Source organism: Nocardia sp. GCM10030253 (genome assembly GCF_042675075.1).
Classification (GTDB): Bacteria; Actinomycetota; Actinomycetes; order Mycobacteriales; family Mycobacteriaceae; genus Nocardia.
Genome location: NZ_JBHTDL010000011.1, coordinates 217,935 through 234,406, shown reverse-complemented (window position 1 = coordinate 234,406; position 16,472 = coordinate 217,935). Strand labels below are relative to the sequence as shown.

Genomic DNA, 16,472 nt, shown 5'->3' with positions numbered 1-16,472 from the left:
TGTGGGCCGGTCTTGACCGGCGTCAGCGGGCCGGCATCGTCGGAATGGTCGCCACCGTCGGCACCCTGCACGTCGTCGGCTGGGCGACATTGTTCTTCCTTGTCGTCCCCAACAACTATGTGGTGCAAGGCACGGTATTCGGCGTCGGGCTCGGCGTCACCGCCTACACCCTCGGCATGCGGCATGCCTTCGACGCCGATCACATCGCCGCGATCGACAACACCACTCGAAAGCTGGTGGCGGAGAAGCAGAAACCGCTGTCGGTCGGATTCTGGTTCTCGCTCGGGCATTCCACGATCGTGTTCGTCCTCGTCGCATTGCTCGCGCTGGGTGTGAAGGCGCTCGCGGCCAATATCCAGAACGAGGATTCCGACCTGCAACAGTGGACCGGTGTCTTCGGCACCGGTGTCTCGGGTACCTTCCTGATCCTGATCGGGCTGCTGAACCTGGTGTCGCTCATCGGGATCTGGCGGGTTTTCCGCAGCATGCGCCAGGGCAGCTATGACGAGGCGCAGCTCGAGGAGCAACTCGAATCCCGGGGCACATTGAATCGGGTCTTCGCGCCGATGATGCGCGCCGTGCGCAAGCCGTGGCATATGTATCCGGTCGGATTGCTTTTCGGCCTCGGCTTCGACACCGTCACCGAGGTCAGTCTGCTGGTGATCGCCGGTGGCGCCGCGGCGACCGATCTGCCGTGGTATTCGATTCTGGTACTGCCCGTGCTCTTTTCCGCGGGTATGTCCCTATTCGACGCATTGGACGGGACGTTCATGAACTATGCGTATGACTGGGCGTTCGCCCGGCCGGTCCGCAAGATTTACTACAGCATCGTCGTCACCGGACTGTCGGTGGCGGTCGCCCTGTTGATCGGGGCACAAGAAGTGATTTCGATTCTCACCGAGAAACTGGATGTCACGACGGGGCCGTTGGCCTGGGTCGGGAACATCGATCTCGGTGCCATGGGCTTCATCATCGTCGGACTGTTCGCGCTCACCTGGATCGCGGCCATCGCCGTGTGGCGCATCGGTGATGTCGAGCATCGCTGGCAGTCCGACCTCGCGCGGGAAACGCAGGGGTGATGGACGTCCGGGGCACCGACATGTTCGCTCGGTACACCTACGCGCCCAACCGGCTCGGCTACTGCGGCCCGGCGGAGGCAGCGGCGCTGCGCAGCGGCACCAGCGCTGAGATACGGGCGGTCGCCACCCGGTTCTCGGGCGTGTGGCCCTACCTTCGAGTGATGTCCCGGCTGACCGGGATCGAGGATCCGCTGGACCATCGCCTCGTCGAATCGTATTGGCTCGGAGGGGGAGTCGGAGCCCATCTCGACCCCGACGACTTCATGGCCGAGTTGCTCGCGGTGATCGGCCCGGTGGCCGGTGCCTACTGGACGCACCTCACCCCGGACCTGTCCGCCGAGGCCGCCGCGAACCATTGCTTCCATGTATTCGGCGTGTACCCGTGGTCCAGACTATTGGGCCGCGGGATGGAACAGCACCCTGTGAGTGTTCTCGACAACTGCCGGATCAATTGGGGGACAGTGGTTTCCCGCGACGATGCCGGCGTCGCCCTACGTTGCCGCAGTCTGGTGTGGAACGGGCGGACACTCGAACTTTCCGCGCCGTCGATACAGCGAGCGGATGTCTGGTCCGACGGGTACAGCTCCTTACCGGATGTCGCAGTCGGAGATGAGGTCGGTGTGCACTGGGGTCGCCTGTGCGGTCGCCTCGCGCCCGGACAGGTCCAGGACCTGGCGGCCAGTACCGCCCGTCAGTTGGAGGCCACCAACCTTCGGCTCGCCGCAGCCGAATCCTGAGCACTTGCTCGAGAAAACCTGGCCGCGCCGCGGTGGCGTCACGCTGTTTCGGCTTTGTGGAAAGCCGCCCGGTACGCGTGCGGGCTGGTACCGACTATGCGTTTGAAGCGGTCACGGAAGGCGGTCGGCGAGCCGAACCCGACTTGGCCCGCGATCCGGTCGACCGGATGAGTGGTTGCCTCCAGCAGGTATTGGGCGTGGCGGACGCGGGTGCGATGCAGCCACTGCAGCGGTGTGGTGCCGGTCTGTTCGCGGAAGTGGCGGTTGAGGGTGCGGGTGCTCATGCCCGCGTGCAGGGCGATGTCGTCGAGGGTGAGTTCCTTGGCGGCGTTGTCCTCCATCCAATGCAGCACCGGCTCCAGGACCGAGCCGCGGGGTGCGGGCAGGTTGTCCCGGACGATGTACTGGGCCTGTCCGCCTTCACGTTCCAGCGGCATGACCGACAGGCGGGCGGCGTCCGCGGCCACCGCCGAGCCGTGATCGCGGCGAATCAAGTGCAGGCACAGGTCGACCCCGGCCGTGGCGCCCGCCGAGGTCAGGAATTGACCATTGTCGACGTAGAGCACATTCGGATCGACGGCTATCCGCGGATAGCGCTCGGCGAGCAGTTCGGCCGCGAGCCAGTGCGTGGTGGCGCGGTGTCCGTCGAGCAGCCCGGTGGCGGCGAGGGTGAATGCGCCCGAGCAGATCGAGGCGATGCGGGTTCCGTTGTGCGCGGCCAGTTTCAGTGCGTCGATGACCTCTGCCGGGATCGGTGCTGTGGGGTCGGAGCAGCCCGGCAGGATGATGGTGTCCGCTGCGGTCAGCGCCTCCAGGCCCCAATGCGGTTGGAGCGTGAACGCGCCCGCGTCGACCGACGGTGTGACGCCGCAGACGCGGATCCGATAAGGCGTGCGACCGTCGGACAGCCGGATGCGAGTGAACACCTCGATCGGGGTGGACAGGTCGAAGGGGATGACCTTGTCCAGCGCAAGGACGGCGACGGTGTGCATGGCTAGAACTTAAGCCTGATCACAGTTCCTGCCAACCGCTCTCACCTGGGGACTTCTGAATAGGAGGAGATAGGTGGCTTGGCGGGAATCCGTTGGAATATGGCAATCCAGCCGATTCCCGCGATCGCGCGTACTGACTACCGTCGGCGTGAACCGCCAACGAGAGGAACGAATGCCCATGCTCGAGCCCGACCGATACGCGTCATCAGGCACCGCGTCGTGACCAAGTTCCTACTGTCGGTCCATGTCCTGGCCGCGATCATCGCGATCGGACCGGTAACCGTCGCGGCCAGCATGTTTCCTGCCTTCACCCGCCGCGTCGCGGCAGCATCCGCCGACGGACATCCCCTCGCGGTGCTGCGGACGCTGCACCGCATTTGCCGTGTCTATGCCGCCGTCGGAATCGTCGTCCCGGTATTCGGGTTCGCCACCGCGATAAGCCTTGGCGTCCTTGGGGATACATGGCTGATCATCTCGATCGGACTGACCGCCGCCGCGGCAGGCGTCCTGGCGCTGATGGTGCTCCCCGACCAAGGAAAGATTCTCGCGGGCCTCACCGCGACGTCCCCACCGGCCGCGCCCGCTCGCCCCGTCATCACTCAATTGGCCATGTACACCGGAACATTCAACATGCTGTGGGCAACCGTCACGGTACTGATGATCATTCGCCCCGGCTCCACGACGGGAGCATGACACATGATTATCGGTTGCGCCTGAATCCATGAACGCCTTGCCGTCCGGCGAACCGGACGCTCGCTCGAGCGCCCGGTCTTCGGCGTCAGCGTGCTTTTGCCATGTGGGCAACGCCCGCTCGAGGCCAGAGTCTCACCTCAGTACGCTGCTACCAAGGCTGAGTACGCTGCTGCCTGCGCTCAGGATCATGCCCAGGATTCCTTGAATATCCATTGCTCACTCTTCTTTTCGAGGGACCCGCGCTGAGATCGCGGGTCCCGGTATGTGAAGCGACATCAATGGGCGGGTTCGCCACATGTTGACGAGCTCGATCCATGGGACTCAGCGTCGCGGCCGCCTCGGTGAAGACGACGTGACGAGGACCGTAGCCGGGGCAATCAGGCGTTGGCTTATGCCCGACTTCCCACAGCTGGTGACTGCGAGCCGGGTGGGTGGATGACACCCATGAAACCCCCTTTGGAGAGGTCGTAGTTGTTCTCCTGCACCCTGTCACTGGAGTTGCCCTCGATGGTGGTGATGTTGTTGCCGTTGACGGCGACCACCAGGCCGATGTGGCCTTGGTCGCCCCAGACGATGAGGTCGCCAGGGCGGGCGGTGGATATGGGGTCGGTCCAGCCCCTGCCGGAGGCATAGTCCCAGATGGAGGGCACATAGTTCTTGTTGGGCCATGGCACTTCGATGTTCCCCTGCCGCCATGCCCAGTCGGCGAACGACGCGCACCAGGCGTCATTGATGTTGTACGGCGCGTCGACAACATTGTTGCCATTGGTTTCGCTGACGCCGCGCTTGAGTTCGCCCCATGCGGCTTTGATTGCCTTGCCTGCGCCGTCCACCGGAGCGTCCGGCACGTAGTCGCCATTGCTGTGGTTCCACGGCGTTCTGGAGATACGAGTGGGGCCCCCGCTGCTGCTGGACGCGTAGGGGGAAAAGTTGGGGCCGGCGGGCGTCGAACGGCGAATCCTGTCCGCGAACTCCTGAATCTGCTTGTCGGCCTCCGCGACCTTTTCTTCTACCTTGCCGAGGGTGTCGAATGCCGCGGTCACCAGACTCATTTCCGTGGCGAAAGTGATCTTGTGATCTTCGCCAGGCAAAGCGGCATCGATAATCTCGTTGAGCGCGCCGACTTCCTTCTCGATGGCGTCGAAAGTATGGTTCGACGTCTCGAAGGTGGCGTACGAGGAACTGTCGACCTTCTCGTTCTGATCTCGCAGCTGGGACTTGATGGTCTGAACTTTGTCGACCTTCGTGTGGTAATCGTCGACCATCACAGAGTCGTTCTGAGTGTCGTCGAGTAGATCCGCTTTGCGAAGCCGGTCTATTAGATCTGGCCGTTCGGATCGCTTGCCCGTCGCCAGCGTGAGGACAATGCCGTGGATCTTCTCTTCGATCATATCGAGAAACGGGATGATGAAAGGAGTCGGACCTTTGGGGATGTGCACATCCAGCCGGATGTCGGCCTCAACGGTCGTCATGGACGGACCCGACTGCTGCCAACCTGCGCGGCGACTCCCCGCGAGCCTATGAACAGCGACATCCGTTACCTCACTCGCCCATGACCCATCCCGGCCGCATGCGGCCAGGGCTTCCGACGCCTTCGATTATCGGGCATTCCCGACATTGGTAAGTCCGAGTAACCGATGTGGCTATCGGTCGACGCGCCTGCGTCGCCGACTCGTCAAGCTACACGCTGAAGGCGATCGTGCGCAGGATCAGCGCAACGACGAAGACCGCGGTGAAAGCCAGGTCGATCGACAGCCCGCCCGCTCGCATCGGTCGCAGCACCTTGCGCGCCGGTGTGATCACCGGTTCGGTCCAGGTGTGAGTAAAAGTGCGGGCGCGGTTCGTCCACGCGGGGGTATCGGCCAGCATTCCTACCCAATCCAGCACCAGCCTGGCGAGCAGCAGGAGCACGAACACCGTCAAGGCGTACCCGACCAGGGTTCCGATGAGGGTCATGACGAACTCCTTCGTAAGGGCCGGTTGGCCGTCTAACCGGTATCAACGCAGCTGGTCGGGTCAAAGTGTCGCGTTTGCCGTGTTCTCAGCGGACTATCAGTTCAGGTCGGCTGCCGTCTGCCTCACCGACCTGCTCGGCCGTGTCGGCCGAAAACCGATGGTTGATATCCAGGCCGCGATGTTAGCGTCATGCATCGACGTCGAAAGTCAGCGGGCGCTACAAGATCCGCGCTGCCGGTGTAGAGGAGCCAGGCCGTCCTCGCTTCCCTGTCACGGAAGAAGCCGCGGGTTCGAATCCCGTCACTGGCGCCGACGACAGCACCTGCCTCATGGGCGCCGGTGCGACCGGATCCCGTCGACCCGCGGCGGCCGATGACACGAACGCACCTATGGTGGGTGAATGAGTACATCGTCTGGCTCGTTGGTGATGGTCGCCGAGGATATGGAATCGGTGACGACGGTCGGGAACGAGGACGATCCGGCGGCCGCCGGGCTGACTCGTGGTGACGTCGAGTCGCTGTGGGAGTCGGTGCGGGCGTGGTATCGGTTGGGGACGACGCCCGCGATCCAAGTGTGTCTGCGGCGCAGCGGGAAGATCGTGTTGAACCGGGCCATCGGGCACGGTTGGGGGAACGCTCCCGGAGATGGGCCGGATATGGCGAAGGTGCTCGTGACGCCGGAGACGCCGTTCTGTGGGTTCTCCACGGCAAAGGGGGTGTCGGCCGCGCTGATGTTCATGCTCGTCGAACAGGGCGCGTTCGCGCTGAACGACCGAGTGTGTCGGTATATTCCGGAGTTCGCGGCCAACGGCAAGGAAGCGATCACGATCGGTGACGTCATGTCGCATTCGGCGGGCATACCGTTCATCACGCCGCCGTACAAGGGTGCGGAGTTGGTGGTCGACGAGGAGTTGGCCGTGCGGGGTTTGGCCGATCTGGTCCCGAGCTGGCCGCCGGGTCGGTTCCGGGTCTATCACGCGTTGACCGGTGGGCTCATCCAACGACTGTTGGTGCAGCGGGCGACGGGAAAGCGGATGCGTGAGCATCTCGCCGAGCAGGTGCTCGACCCGTTGGGATTCCGATGGACGAACTTCGGGGTCCGACCGGAGGACGTCGACAAGGTCGTGCCCAGTGTGAAGACCGGGCCGAGGCCCTCTCGAATGTCGACCTTCCTCGCACGCAAAGCGCTCGGCGGCCGGATGGACGGGCGGGTGTCGGATGCCGCGACGCGGGCCTTGCTCACCGCCGAACTCCCCTCGGGCAATCTCGTCACCACGGCGTACGAGCTGTCGAGGTTCTACGAAATCCTCACGCGTGGTGGAGAATTGGACGGGATTCGGATCATCGAGCCGGACACGCTGCGACGAGCGGTGCAACCGGCGAACCGGATGCCGGGTCTGGCCGGGTCGGTGAGCCGGGCGGGTTTCGAACTGGGCGGGCGTCGGTCGAAGTTCGGCCGCGACACCGAGTCTCATTTCGGGCGTAGCGGATTGACCACCCAGTACGGCTGGGCCGATCCGGCTCGCGGACTGGCCGGGGCGATTCTGACCAGCGGCAAAGCGACCACCGACACCAAGCGGCCGTGGCAGTTCTGTGCGCAGATCTCCGGCGCCGTCGGTCGCCTCGACGTCGCCGACCGGGTCTTCAGCCTCTGATCCCGGCTCATTCCGTTCGGCAACAATTCGGACGCAACGCCCTTCCGGTGATGCTATTTCGTTACCGACAGACGTGTTTCATCTGCATTCTGCCTGATCGGCGCGCACACTTGCGAACGCACAGCAGCATGCGCGCATGCACGAACGCTTCGGCCCGCCCCGAGTCGACGTGGCAGGCCTCATGTGGCAACCTGCTTTTCGAGATCGGGGTGTGAGAATTGGCTCGGGCACCGATTGGTTCGGCTGCGGCAGCCCCACCGTGAGGTGGGGCCGCCAGCAGAACCGGCTTCCTACCGCAATGACCGGCGCAGCGCCGCCAGGTCATCTCCTCGGGGATTGCTCACCACCGTCGACTCCGGTGCGTCGAAGATCTGGACCAGTTGGGTGTCGGGCTGGAAACGGGCCCAGCCCGGGTTGCCATTCTTTGCGAAAGATGCCCACGCCGAATGGATTTGGTCGGCGAGAGGTTGTGGTGGGTTCGGGCCGGTGAGGGGGTGGGCGGAGGCCAGGGCGTCGAAGACGAAGGGGATTTCCAGAACATGGCAGGCGCCGAGGCCCTCGATGCCCGATGGCCAGGCGAATTCGTAGGCGTAGGTGGGGTTTGCGGTGGCGTTGACCTGGGCGAGTCGCAGGGTGTCCGAGCGGAATGCGTGGTCGGTGACCATCGCGGCGAAGAGGTCGGCGGCGGTCGCTCCGGGACGGTGTGCGCTGTAGGTGGCGGCCAAGGCGGGGGAGAGGCCGTATCGGCTGAGCATGTACGGGAGGGTGTCGGTGGTTATCGCGGCGGCAACACCCGTCGGGACGGTGAAGAAGCGGAACTCGTCGGTTGTGCAGCCCGCGATGAGGGGGACGGACCGATCGGGGTGCGCGGCAAGAACATCGGCGGCCGGTCCCTCGACGATGTCGCCGTCGACGACCGGGAAGAGACTCATGATGCCGAGCCCGTTGGTGATGATGGATGACCCCCATCGGGCCGGATCCGGGTCGGTCATCAGGTCGAGGGCGATCATGTCCTGCGCGGACCGCAGCCGTTCAGGGCCGAGCCGGCCGAAATCGGCCGCGGTCGGCTTGATTGCGAGCTTCTCGGCCAACTGGTCGGCGAGCTTGCCCGCGTCATCGATTGTCGCTACCGCGGATCCGTTGCCGCTCTGCATGATGGCGCGGTGGAGGAGTCCTCGGGAACGGGATGAGGCCAGCAGCATCGCTACGCTCATACCACCGGCGGACTCGCCGAAGACGGTGACATTGTTCGGATCGCCACCGAAGGATTCGATGTTCTCCTGTACCCACTGCAGTGCGAAGAGCTGGTCGTGCAGGCCGCGGTTGAGCGGTGCGTTCGCGACGGCGGCGAATCCCGAGATGCCGAGCCGGTAGTTGATGGAGACCATGACGATGCCGTCGCGAGCGAATGCGGCGCCGTCATAGATCGCCCGCGCATTCGAGCCACGCACGAACGCACCACCGTGGATCCACACCATGACGGGCAGGCCGGACCCGCCCGGGTCCGGCGTCCAGACATTGACGTTCAGGTACTCGTCCCCCGGAATGCCGTCGCTGCCGATGAGCGCGTGGATCGGCGGCGGGTACGGCGATTGGGCGCAGGTCGGACCGTAGCTGAGCGCGTCACGAACACCTGGCCAGTCCGGCACCCGCGTCGGCAACTCGAACCGGGCGGGCCCGACCGGCGCTGCGGCGTACGGCACGCCCAGAAAAGTGCTCACCCCGGCGCTGGTCCGCCCTAGAATCTTGCCGCCGGTGACGGAAACAATCGGTTCCATATGACTCCTTCACTTGGAGTCGATTGTCTCCGGTGTGCCACCGCTGAGCAGGCGAATCGAGCGAGCGCCTACCGAAGCGCGCGGACCGCGGTGGTGATGGCGCGGCAGGCCCGGTCTATGTCGGCATCGGTGGTGCGCCAGTTGCTCACGGCGGCGCGCAGTCCAGGGTGTCCGTCGTAGAAGGTCGGAGTGATGAAGGTTTCGCCACTCTTGGCGATTGCCTCGGCCAGTGCGTCCACTCGGTCGGAGGTGGGGCGGTCGGCGAGGGTGAAGCAGACGACGTTGAGTCGGACCGGGGCGAGCAGTCGGATAAGACCGGTCGCGGCGAGCTGATCGCCGAGGCGGCCCGCGCCGGAAATATTGCGCTGCACGATCTCTCGGTGTCCCTCGCGGCCGTAGGCCGACAGCGTGAACCAGGCGGGGAGCGCCCGCAGTCGGCGCGAGTTCTCCGGCACCAGATCCCCGAAGGTCGGCTCGACGGTCGGTGCGCCCAGGTAGGCGGCGCCGGAGTTCTGGAAGACCCGGGCCTGCAGGTCGCGGCGCCGGGTGAACTGGACCGCGGCGTCGTAGGGGACGTTGAGCCATTTGTGCAGATCGACGCAGACCGAATCGGCCTCGGCGAGCCCGTCGACCAGATGCGCGTGCTGCGGGGAGAGCGCGGCGAACGCGCCGAAAGCGCCATCGACGTGCAGCCAGAACGGGAACCGCTCGCGCAGTGCCGCGATGGCACGCAGATCGTCGAAGTCGACGGTGTTGACGGTTCCGGCATTGGCGACCACGATCGCGGGGCGGCCGTCCAACGCCGCGAGCGCAGCGGCGAGCTGGTCCACATCGACGGCTTCCCGATCCGGCAGCGTCGGTATCCGCTGGAGCCGGTCACGGCCGATTCCCAGCATCGACAGCGACTTGGCAATGCTCGAGTGCGGCGATCCGGATAACACGTGAACGGGCCCGAGCGCACCGACACCCGCCGCGGCCACAGAAACTCCGAGCTGTTCACCGAGCCATTCCCGCGCGATCGCCAGCCCGACAAGGCTCGACGTGGTCGCTCCGCTCACGAACGCGCCGGTGTGCTGCGCCAAGCCGAACAGCTGCCCGATCCATCCGACGGTTTCCTGTTCCAAGTCGGTTGCCGTCGAATCACCGCCGGACATGGCGTTCTGGTCGAGCGCGCTGGTCAACCAGTCGCCTGCGATCGACGCGGGGGTCGCGCCGCCGGTGACGAAGCCGAGGTAGCGCGGCCCCGCGCTACCCGAGAAGTTCGGTTCCCATCGGCGCTGGAACTCCGAAAGCGCCTGGCGCAGCCCGATTCCCTGATCCGGCAGCGGCGCATGCCGCACCGGATCCTGCGGCAGCGCCACCGGACGTTTGGCGATCCCGGTCAGCACCTGTTCGGCCGCATGACGGACAACATCGAGCAGCGCGGGCAGTTCGGCGAGATCGTCGGCAAGTTTCTGATCCACGACTCCAGACGTTACGAGTGCTCCACCCACGTTGTCGTGGTCCAGTCCGGAGGAACTGGACCCCTACCGTGGCTCAGCTCGCTTCGCGTTGCGGGCCCTGGGGTCGCGGCTGTTTGTAGCTGCGGGCGATCAGCGCGGATCTGAGGTACCAGACGCCGGAGGCTTGGGATGGGTCGAAGCCGGTGAGTTGGCCGATGCGTTTGAGTCGGTAGTCGACCGTGTTGGTGTGCACATGCAGTGCGCGCCCGGTCCGCTGGCGGTTGAGGTTGTTGCTGATGTGGCGTCGCAGTGTTTCCAGGAGTTCGGGGTGTTCATCGAGCGGCTCGAGCAGGGTGTGGAGGTGGTCGAGGCCGGGGCCCGGCCTCGTGAGCTGATATTCCAGGGCCAGGTCGTCGAAGCGGTACAGGCCGTGCACGCACTGCAGACGCTGCACCATGTCGAGTAGTTCGTGCGCCTGATCGGCGGCGGCGGGCACCTCCGCGGGAGTTGCCGGGACCACGGCGGCGGTGAGCGGGACCTGCGCCGCGTGGGACAGTTGGTCGACGAGCGCGTCGATAGCCTCGTCTTCGAGCAGCTCGGAGGGCAGCAGGATGGTGCCGCCGTCGATGCTCAGCAGCGACAGCACGCCCTCGCCACACCGTGTCGCGAGTTCGGCTTGCACGCGGCGCAATTTGCGCCTGGCCACCACTTTGTTGTCCAGCCTCGGGTTGCGCTCGTCGGGGTGCGGCGGAATCGACACGGCCAGCACGGAATAGGACTCGGCGACCTCGATGCCGCACTCGCGCGCCATAGTCGAGGTGGGGTGCCCGCCGAGCAGCGCGGACGTGAGAGTGTGTGCGGCGGTGTGGTGTTCGCTGACCACCGTGCGCAGCTCCCTGACATAGGCGTGCGAGACAGTCGAGGTGATCGTGTCGAGTATGTCGAGCAATCGACGGCTGATGTTCTTGATGTTGTCGAAGTCCGCGGCGGTCGCATTGTCCAGAATCAGGTCGAAACCGAGTTTGAATCCTTCGTGTACGGCGTGATGGATGGTGTCGATCGGGATGCCCTCCCGGGCCCACCCGGCGGCGACGTGCTCCAGTTGCTGCGTCTTTCCCGGAATGTCGGTCCCGTCGAACATGCTCACCGCCAGCTCGAGGCAGACCCTGGTGATAGTGGTGATATCACCGTTGAGCGCCTCGCCTGGCAACGTCCGGCACGGGACCACGTTTTCGACGAAGTGCCCGACCATCTTCTGTGACAGCGCCCGAACATCCTTCAGCGAGGAAGAAACCGGCTGACCCGATACGGTCAGATCCGGCCGCTCCGAACTGGTGACGGTCATCGTGACTCCTTTCCGCCCCCGCGATATGGCGAAGCACATCACGGTAACGCGGCCTTCTCGAATATCGAGGGGCCCGTTGTGGGTTCGGGGAATGTGCCGAAGTCGGTACCAGCATCGCTGTGAGGGTTCACAGCGTGCCCGACGCCCGATGGCGAACGCACGGCATAGGGATCATTCACAAAGAACACCGGTCTCGGTTCGTCCATTCGCCGAAACGAGCTCGTCAGCTCGAAGCGGGGTAGTGCAGCCCGTAACGTCGGGATCTGAAAGGGGCGTGACCCGGAAGGAGTCCCATGACCATGCGTCCGCGCGACGAGGCCAGGGCTGCCGGCCCCGATGCACTGCTCAAGGCAGGATTCGAACTCGCCCTTGTCCTTGTGGATGCGGCCGAATCGTCAGGCACGATGACTTTGTCCTGGTTCGAGCGCGCCGTTAGTCGGTGTGTACAGGCGGGAATCCCGGTCGAAGCAGTCCACGCAGCGGTGAACGAAAGCGTGAAAAATGCTCTGGCACAGGCAGACCCGGCGGGGGAGACAGCCGGTTGCAACTCGGAGACCGGCCGCGATCCCGGCATGCTCGATGGGTTTGTCGAATTGCTGACCTCCGCGGTGTCGCGCGCCTATTCGCAATAGTGCGGCGGCCGTTCTCAGCAGACTCTCAACAAACCCGTGCTCTCATCTCAGGCCGGACCCGTTGAATAACCTGAGCTGCCCCGCCTCGTCCGCTTCTGACCAGGCGGGGCAGCGCCATCTCATCCGCGCCGATGGCGCTGGGCCTGCGCACCTGACCCGAGGCTGGGATCGGATATCAGCCCATGCCTGGAGTGGACGGCGCGAGGTACATGTAGCTCTTCTCCTCGACGCGCGCCTTGATACGCCACCGGCCATCGATGCGGGCGAAGGTATCGAGGTACCACAGACCGCAGAACATGATGCTCTGCTGTCCGTCGCCATTCGCGACCAGCATCGGGTTGTGGCACATCGTGCGGCCGGTCGCGGTATCGCCGTCGATGGTGATCGACGAATTGCTGATCAAGTGCTGGAAGGCCGGGAAGTTCGGCAGTACCTGGGCGAGAAAGGCTTTCGTCGACGCAAGGTCGCCGACCGCACCACCCATGGCCGAGTAGTCGATGTGCGCGTCGGTGGTGAAGACGTCGTCGAGCAGGTCCCACTGCTTCGTGTCGACCGCGTGTGAGTACCGGACCATCAGATCCTGGATCTCGAGGCGATCCGAAATCTCCTGCAATGACAACAAGGGTGCCTCCTCGAACTGACACGGGTTGCAGTAATGCCATCAGGGTCGGAGGCCGGAATCAAGGGTGCGTTCCGATCGGGCCGGTCGGTAGCGGTCCTGATGGGTGCGAGGGCTCGGCCTGAGATGCGGAACGGCCCTGTCGGCGGAATCCGCGACAGGGCCGTTCTGTACAACTGTTTCCGAGGTCGCGGCCTTACAGGTAGCTGCCGCAGACCGGCCAGGCGCCGGGGCCCTGGGTGGCGAGCACATTCTCCGCGACGCGAATCTGCTCATCCTTGCTCGCGTTGTGCGCCGAGCCCGCGCCGCCGTTGGCCGCCCAGGTGCTCTGGGAGAACTGCAGGCCGCCGTAGTAGCCGTTGCCGGTGTTGATCCCCCAGTTGCCACCGCTCTCGCACTGCGCGACGCCGTCCCAGTTGTGGCCATCGGCCGATGCGGTAGCGGAGGAGATGCTGAACGGAACGGCGACGAGCGCGCCGATGACAGCGGCAAAGCCGAGGACACGGGTGCTGAACTTGCGGTTCTGAGTCATATGGGATTCCTGCCTGCGCCCTGCCAACGCGGCGATGAGCAGCCGCGTCCCTGTCCCCAGGAAGGTCGGGGATTCTCGAATCGTGGGACAGGGTTGCCGGTGTTCGGCGATTCGAGTTCGAGCCCGTCACGTTGATCAGGGCCGCCGCCGACGGTAATGGAGAAGTCGCGACAGATCACGTCGCAATAACGTCCGAATTGCCTGAACTCTATCCATAGACTGTCTTGGATTTTCCCAGATCGAGTACAGGAAATTCAAATTTGCTATTGCCGGTTATTGTTACGTTATGTGTTGGGGATCACTATGAAATAGTGACTTGGGTCGCGTCGATCCTTACCCTCTACAAGGAATTCGGCTCGACGGACGCGTCCAGCCAGGCGCCGATCATGTTCGCGGTTTCGGCGATCAGCGTCCCCGGCGTCGACGACGTGGTCGACCGGGCCCAGCGTCGTCGGCGGCTGGTATCGCAATGAAGTCGGTGACCGCAATGCCGAGTTTCGTCCGGTCGAAGAGTTCCGGCACCGGACCGGAACCGCCGTGTCGGCGTACCTGGCTGCCAATGCCTTTCGGCTTCGATGGTCAGGTGACGTAACAACGATCCTCGCCGGGAGCGCTCGGGTCACGGGCTGACGTAGTAGCGCAGCAGTGCCTCGCGCCCATCGAAGGTGATCCAGTCACCCGGTCCGCTGTGGACGCATTTCCAGCCGCCGCGTTCGTACAACGCGATCGCAGCCGCAGCGCCGGCCTCGACGTCGAGCACGGCCCGCAGACCGCGCGTTTCGGCCATTGTCACGGCAGCGTCGAGGAGGCGGCGACCGACGCCATGGCCGCGGCCGACCGGGGACACAAATAGGCGGATCACCGAGGCGAAGTCATTGCCGGGCAACGCGTTCCGCACGGCCGTCGGCACCGCGCCCGCGCCGATGCCGACGTGGCCGGTTACGGTGCCGTCGATGTCCGCGACGTGAGCTTCGATCAGCTTCGACGGTGTCAGCCAATGCGCGGGGTCGTGCGGCCACACCGCCGGATACCCGTCGGCCTCGTGTACGGCGCGGAGAGCCGCGACGCAGGCGGGTAGATCGGCGGTGGTGCGTGCCCTGATGATCACGTCCACATTTTCCGCGAACTACTCCGTCGGGTGTCGTGACGATCTAGATTGGAAACAGTCACCGGGTGTGACATTCGAGGAGACGCATCATGTTCGTCGCAACTGTCATCATTTCTGTACTACTCGCCGCCATGTTGTCGATGTCGGCCTATTTCAAGATCACTCGCCGCCCGCAGTTCGTCGAGGGTTATGCTGCCATCGGAGTGCCGGACAGCTGGCTGAATCCGTTGGCTGGGCTGCTACTCGCCGGTGCGGCCGGTCTGCTTGTCGGCCTGTGGTGGGCTCCGATCGGAATTGCCGCTGCGGCCGGGCTGATTCTCTACTTTCTCGGTGGTATCGGCTTTCACGTGAAGGCAAAGGACTGGAAAAGCCTGCCCGTGCCCACGGTCATGCTGATCCTGTCGATCGTCGTGCTCGTGCTGCGCTGCGCTATGGCGTGATCGGTCATCAGGCGGGAAGCACCGCCAGATCGAGTTTCCGCAGCCGGGCGGGATCGGCGAAAACCTCGTAGCCTGCGATCCGATCGCCGTCTACCGCGACGGTGAGCGCCAGCAACAGTCGACCGCGCGGCGCGACGATGATGCCGACAGCACCGTTGACCAAGGCAAGAGTGGCGACCTGCGAACGACGGCGCAGCACCACGGTCTCTTTCGCCACGGTATGCGCACCGCGGGCGACCGATGCCATACCGGCGGGCAGTGCGGCCGGATCGGCGGTGCGCACGACGTCCGGTGCCAACACCGCCAGCAGTGCGTCGAGGTCGCCGCTGCGTGCGGCGGCCAGGAACGCCTCCACGACATGCCGCTGTTGCGCGAGTTCGGTGCTGGAAGCCGTCGCGTCACTGCGCGCGCGTGATCGGGCCCGGCTGGCGAGTTTCTTCGTGGTAGCAGTAGTGCGACCGACGATCGGCGCGATCTGATCGAACGGCACTGCGAACATGTCGTGCAGCACGAACGCCACTCGCTCATCCGGCCCCAACGTGTCCAGCACCACCAGCAGCGCGCGCCCCACCGAATCGATCAGCACGGCTTCGTGTTCGGGGTCGCTGTCGTAGGCCCTGTCTCCGAGATCGGCGATGCCCTCCATCGGATCCTCGCGCCGCGCGGCCCGCGATCGCAGCATGTCCAGGCAGATCCGTGAAACGACCGTCGTCAGCCAGCCTGCCAGATTTTCCACGTCGCTCGTGTCCGACAGCGCCAGCCGCAGCCACGCCTCCTGAACGGCATCCTCGGCCTCGCCGGACGAACCGAGCATCCGATAGGCAACCGACCGCAAGTGGCCGCGATGCGTCTCGAATCGTCGCGCCAACAAGTCCTGTGCGTGCATCGGTCACCTTTCCTCGCCGCCGTCCGTCATCCGGATGACGAACACAACACCGCCTGCGTGACCGCAGTGCGGCGCATCGTGCGCCACATCACGATCGCAGACGCGTGGCGCCACCGAAAAGGAGGGTATTTCCCGTGCACATCGCCTATATCGTCGTCACTGTCCTCGCCGCCGCGGCCGCCGCGGGCGCCGCGGCCGTTGATGTGGTCCAGCCGCAATGGTTGCTCGACAACATGAAGAACTATGGCGTCCCCGCTCGGGTGCTCGGCGCACTGGCCGTCCTCAAAGCCATCGGCGCGCTGGGCCTCCTGGTAGGCCTCGCCATCCCACCCGTTGGCCTTGCCGCCGCAGTCGGCCTGGTCCTGTACTTCCTCGGTGCCGTCGTCACTATCCTGCGAGCCCGCTGGTACTCCGACATCGCCTACCCACTGCCATATCTCGCCCTCGCGGCAGGGTCCCTCGGCCTCTTCCCGGCCGCATAGTCGGACTGCGCTCTGCGCCAAGGGATTTCGGATGACGGCGTACGGCAGCCGGTGCCGAGCGGCACGCCATGCGCAAGCGCACAGCGAGCAATGTTGC

Annotated in this window: 17 protein-coding genes, 1 tRNA gene and 1 pseudogene; 9 read left to right on the top strand and 10 right to left on the bottom strand. The window is 64.9% G+C overall.

Annotated elements, in window-relative coordinates; all coding sequences use genetic code 11:
• Positions 1-44: 44 nt before the first annotated feature.
• Positions 45-1,079, top strand: a complete 1,035-nt coding sequence (locus tag ACFQZZ_RS25535; RefSeq protein WP_378686169.1) for a HoxN/HupN/NixA family nickel/cobalt transporter — start codon at positions 45-47, stop codon at positions 1,077-1,079.
• The gene (locus tag ACFQZZ_RS25530; protein ID WP_378686166.1) at positions 1,079-1,816 is read left to right on the top strand and encodes a DUF6390 family protein; all 738 of its coding nucleotides are present in this window, start codon (positions 1,079-1,081) and stop codon (positions 1,814-1,816) included. The genes ACFQZZ_RS25535 and ACFQZZ_RS25530 overlap by 1 nt, the downstream gene beginning before the upstream one ends.
• A 38-nt stretch (positions 1,817-1,854) precedes the next feature.
• Here ACFQZZ_RS25530 and ACFQZZ_RS25525 read toward each other — a convergent pair whose 3' ends face one another.
• Positions 1,855-2,808 (bottom strand): GlxA family transcriptional regulator, encoded by a 954-nt coding sequence (locus ACFQZZ_RS25525; protein WP_378685728.1) that lies wholly within the window; start codon positions 2,806-2,808, stop codon positions 1,855-1,857.
• Between the two features lie 219 nt (positions 2,809-3,027).
• On the opposite strand from ACFQZZ_RS25525, the gene ACFQZZ_RS25520 reads away from it, so the two are divergent.
• Positions 3,028-3,501 (top strand): hypothetical protein, encoded by a 474-nt coding sequence (locus ACFQZZ_RS25520; protein WP_378685725.1) that lies wholly within the window; start codon positions 3,028-3,030, stop codon positions 3,499-3,501.
• 389 nt (positions 3,502-3,890) lie between these two features.
• Here ACFQZZ_RS25520 and ACFQZZ_RS25515 read toward each other — a convergent pair whose 3' ends face one another.
• Together ACFQZZ_RS25515 and ACFQZZ_RS25510 are read right to left on the bottom strand one after the other, a co-directional pair.
• Positions 3,891-4,973 (bottom strand): CHAP domain-containing protein, encoded by a 1,083-nt coding sequence (locus ACFQZZ_RS25515; RefSeq protein WP_378685722.1) that lies wholly within the window; start codon positions 4,971-4,973, stop codon positions 3,891-3,893.
• 208 nt (positions 4,974-5,181) lie between these two features.
• Entirely contained in the window at positions 5,182-5,457 is a 276-nt protein-coding gene (locus tag ACFQZZ_RS25510) for a YggT family protein (protein WP_378685719.1), read from the bottom strand.
• A 233-nt stretch (positions 5,458-5,690) separates the two neighbouring features.
• Between ACFQZZ_RS25510 and ACFQZZ_RS25505 the strand changes: the two genes are divergently transcribed.
• A tRNA-Asp gene (locus ACFQZZ_RS25505) sits at positions 5,691-5,766 on the top strand.
• Between the two features lie 91 nt (positions 5,767-5,857).
• Positions 5,858-7,111, top strand: a complete 1,254-nt coding sequence (locus ACFQZZ_RS25500) for a serine hydrolase (RefSeq protein ID WP_378685716.1) — start codon at positions 5,858-5,860, stop codon at positions 7,109-7,111.
• Between the two features lie 290 nt (positions 7,112-7,401).
• Here ACFQZZ_RS25500 and ACFQZZ_RS25495 read toward each other — a convergent pair whose 3' ends face one another.
• The 3 genes from ACFQZZ_RS25495 to ACFQZZ_RS25485 form a co-directional block, all read right to left on the bottom strand.
• A complete protein-coding gene (locus ACFQZZ_RS25495) occupies positions 7,402-8,889 on the bottom strand; it encodes a carboxylesterase/lipase family protein (RefSeq protein WP_378685714.1) in 1,488 nt (495 codons plus the stop codon).
• Positions 8,890-8,957: 68 nt separating this feature from the next.
• Entirely contained in the window at positions 8,958-10,352 is a 1,395-nt protein-coding gene (locus ACFQZZ_RS25490) for a pyridoxal phosphate-dependent decarboxylase family protein (protein ID WP_378685711.1), read from the bottom strand.
• 73 nt (positions 10,353-10,425) lie between these two features.
• On the bottom strand, positions 10,426-11,676 hold the full coding sequence (locus ACFQZZ_RS25485; RefSeq protein ID WP_378685708.1) for a PucR family transcriptional regulator: 1,251 nt from the start codon (positions 11,674-11,676) through the stop codon (positions 10,426-10,428).
• A gap of 293 nt (positions 11,677-11,969) precedes the next feature.
• On the opposite strand from ACFQZZ_RS25485, the gene ACFQZZ_RS25480 reads away from it, so the two are divergent.
• Positions 11,970-12,308: a hypothetical protein gene (locus ACFQZZ_RS25480; protein WP_378685705.1), complete on the top strand. Its 339-nt coding sequence runs from the start codon at positions 11,970-11,972 to the stop codon at positions 12,306-12,308.
• Between the two features lie 175 nt (positions 12,309-12,483).
• Here ACFQZZ_RS25480 and ACFQZZ_RS25475 read toward each other — a convergent pair whose 3' ends face one another.
• Entirely contained in the window at positions 12,484-12,930 is a 447-nt protein-coding gene (locus tag ACFQZZ_RS25475) for a nuclear transport factor 2 family protein (protein ID WP_378685702.1), read from the bottom strand.
• Between the two features lie 196 nt (positions 12,931-13,126).
• A pseudogene (locus tag ACFQZZ_RS25470) lies at positions 13,127-13,459 on the bottom strand (transglycosylase family protein); the annotation flags it as partial.
• A gap of 311 nt (positions 13,460-13,770) precedes the next feature.
• On the opposite strand from ACFQZZ_RS25470, the gene ACFQZZ_RS25465 reads away from it, so the two are divergent.
• Positions 13,771-13,932, top strand: coding sequence for a hypothetical protein (locus ACFQZZ_RS25465; protein WP_378685699.1), 162 nt, complete (start codon positions 13,771-13,773; stop codon positions 13,930-13,932).
• Between the two features lie 146 nt (positions 13,933-14,078).
• Here ACFQZZ_RS25465 and ACFQZZ_RS25460 read toward each other — a convergent pair whose 3' ends face one another.
• Entirely contained in the window at positions 14,079-14,567 is a 489-nt protein-coding gene (locus ACFQZZ_RS25460; protein ID WP_378685697.1) for a GNAT family N-acetyltransferase, read from the bottom strand.
• Positions 14,568-14,656: 89 nt separating this feature from the next.
• Here ACFQZZ_RS25460 and ACFQZZ_RS25455 point away from each other — a divergent pair, with 89 nt between their 5' ends.
• Positions 14,657-15,007, top strand: a complete 351-nt coding sequence (locus ACFQZZ_RS25455) for a DoxX family protein (RefSeq protein WP_378685694.1) — start codon at positions 14,657-14,659, stop codon at positions 15,005-15,007.
• Positions 15,008-15,014: 7 nt separating this feature from the next.
• On the opposite strand, the gene ACFQZZ_RS25450 is transcribed toward ACFQZZ_RS25455, so the two are convergent.
• The gene (locus ACFQZZ_RS25450; protein ID WP_378685691.1) at positions 15,015-15,893 is read right to left on the bottom strand and encodes a sigma-70 family RNA polymerase sigma factor; all 879 of its coding nucleotides are present in this window, start codon (positions 15,891-15,893) and stop codon (positions 15,015-15,017) included.
• A gap of 134 nt (positions 15,894-16,027) precedes the next feature.
• On the opposite strand from ACFQZZ_RS25450, the gene ACFQZZ_RS25445 reads away from it, so the two are divergent.
• A complete protein-coding gene (locus ACFQZZ_RS25445) occupies positions 16,028-16,375 on the top strand; it encodes a DoxX family protein (protein WP_378685688.1) in 348 nt (115 codons plus the stop codon).
• Positions 16,376-16,472 lie beyond the last annotated feature (97 nt).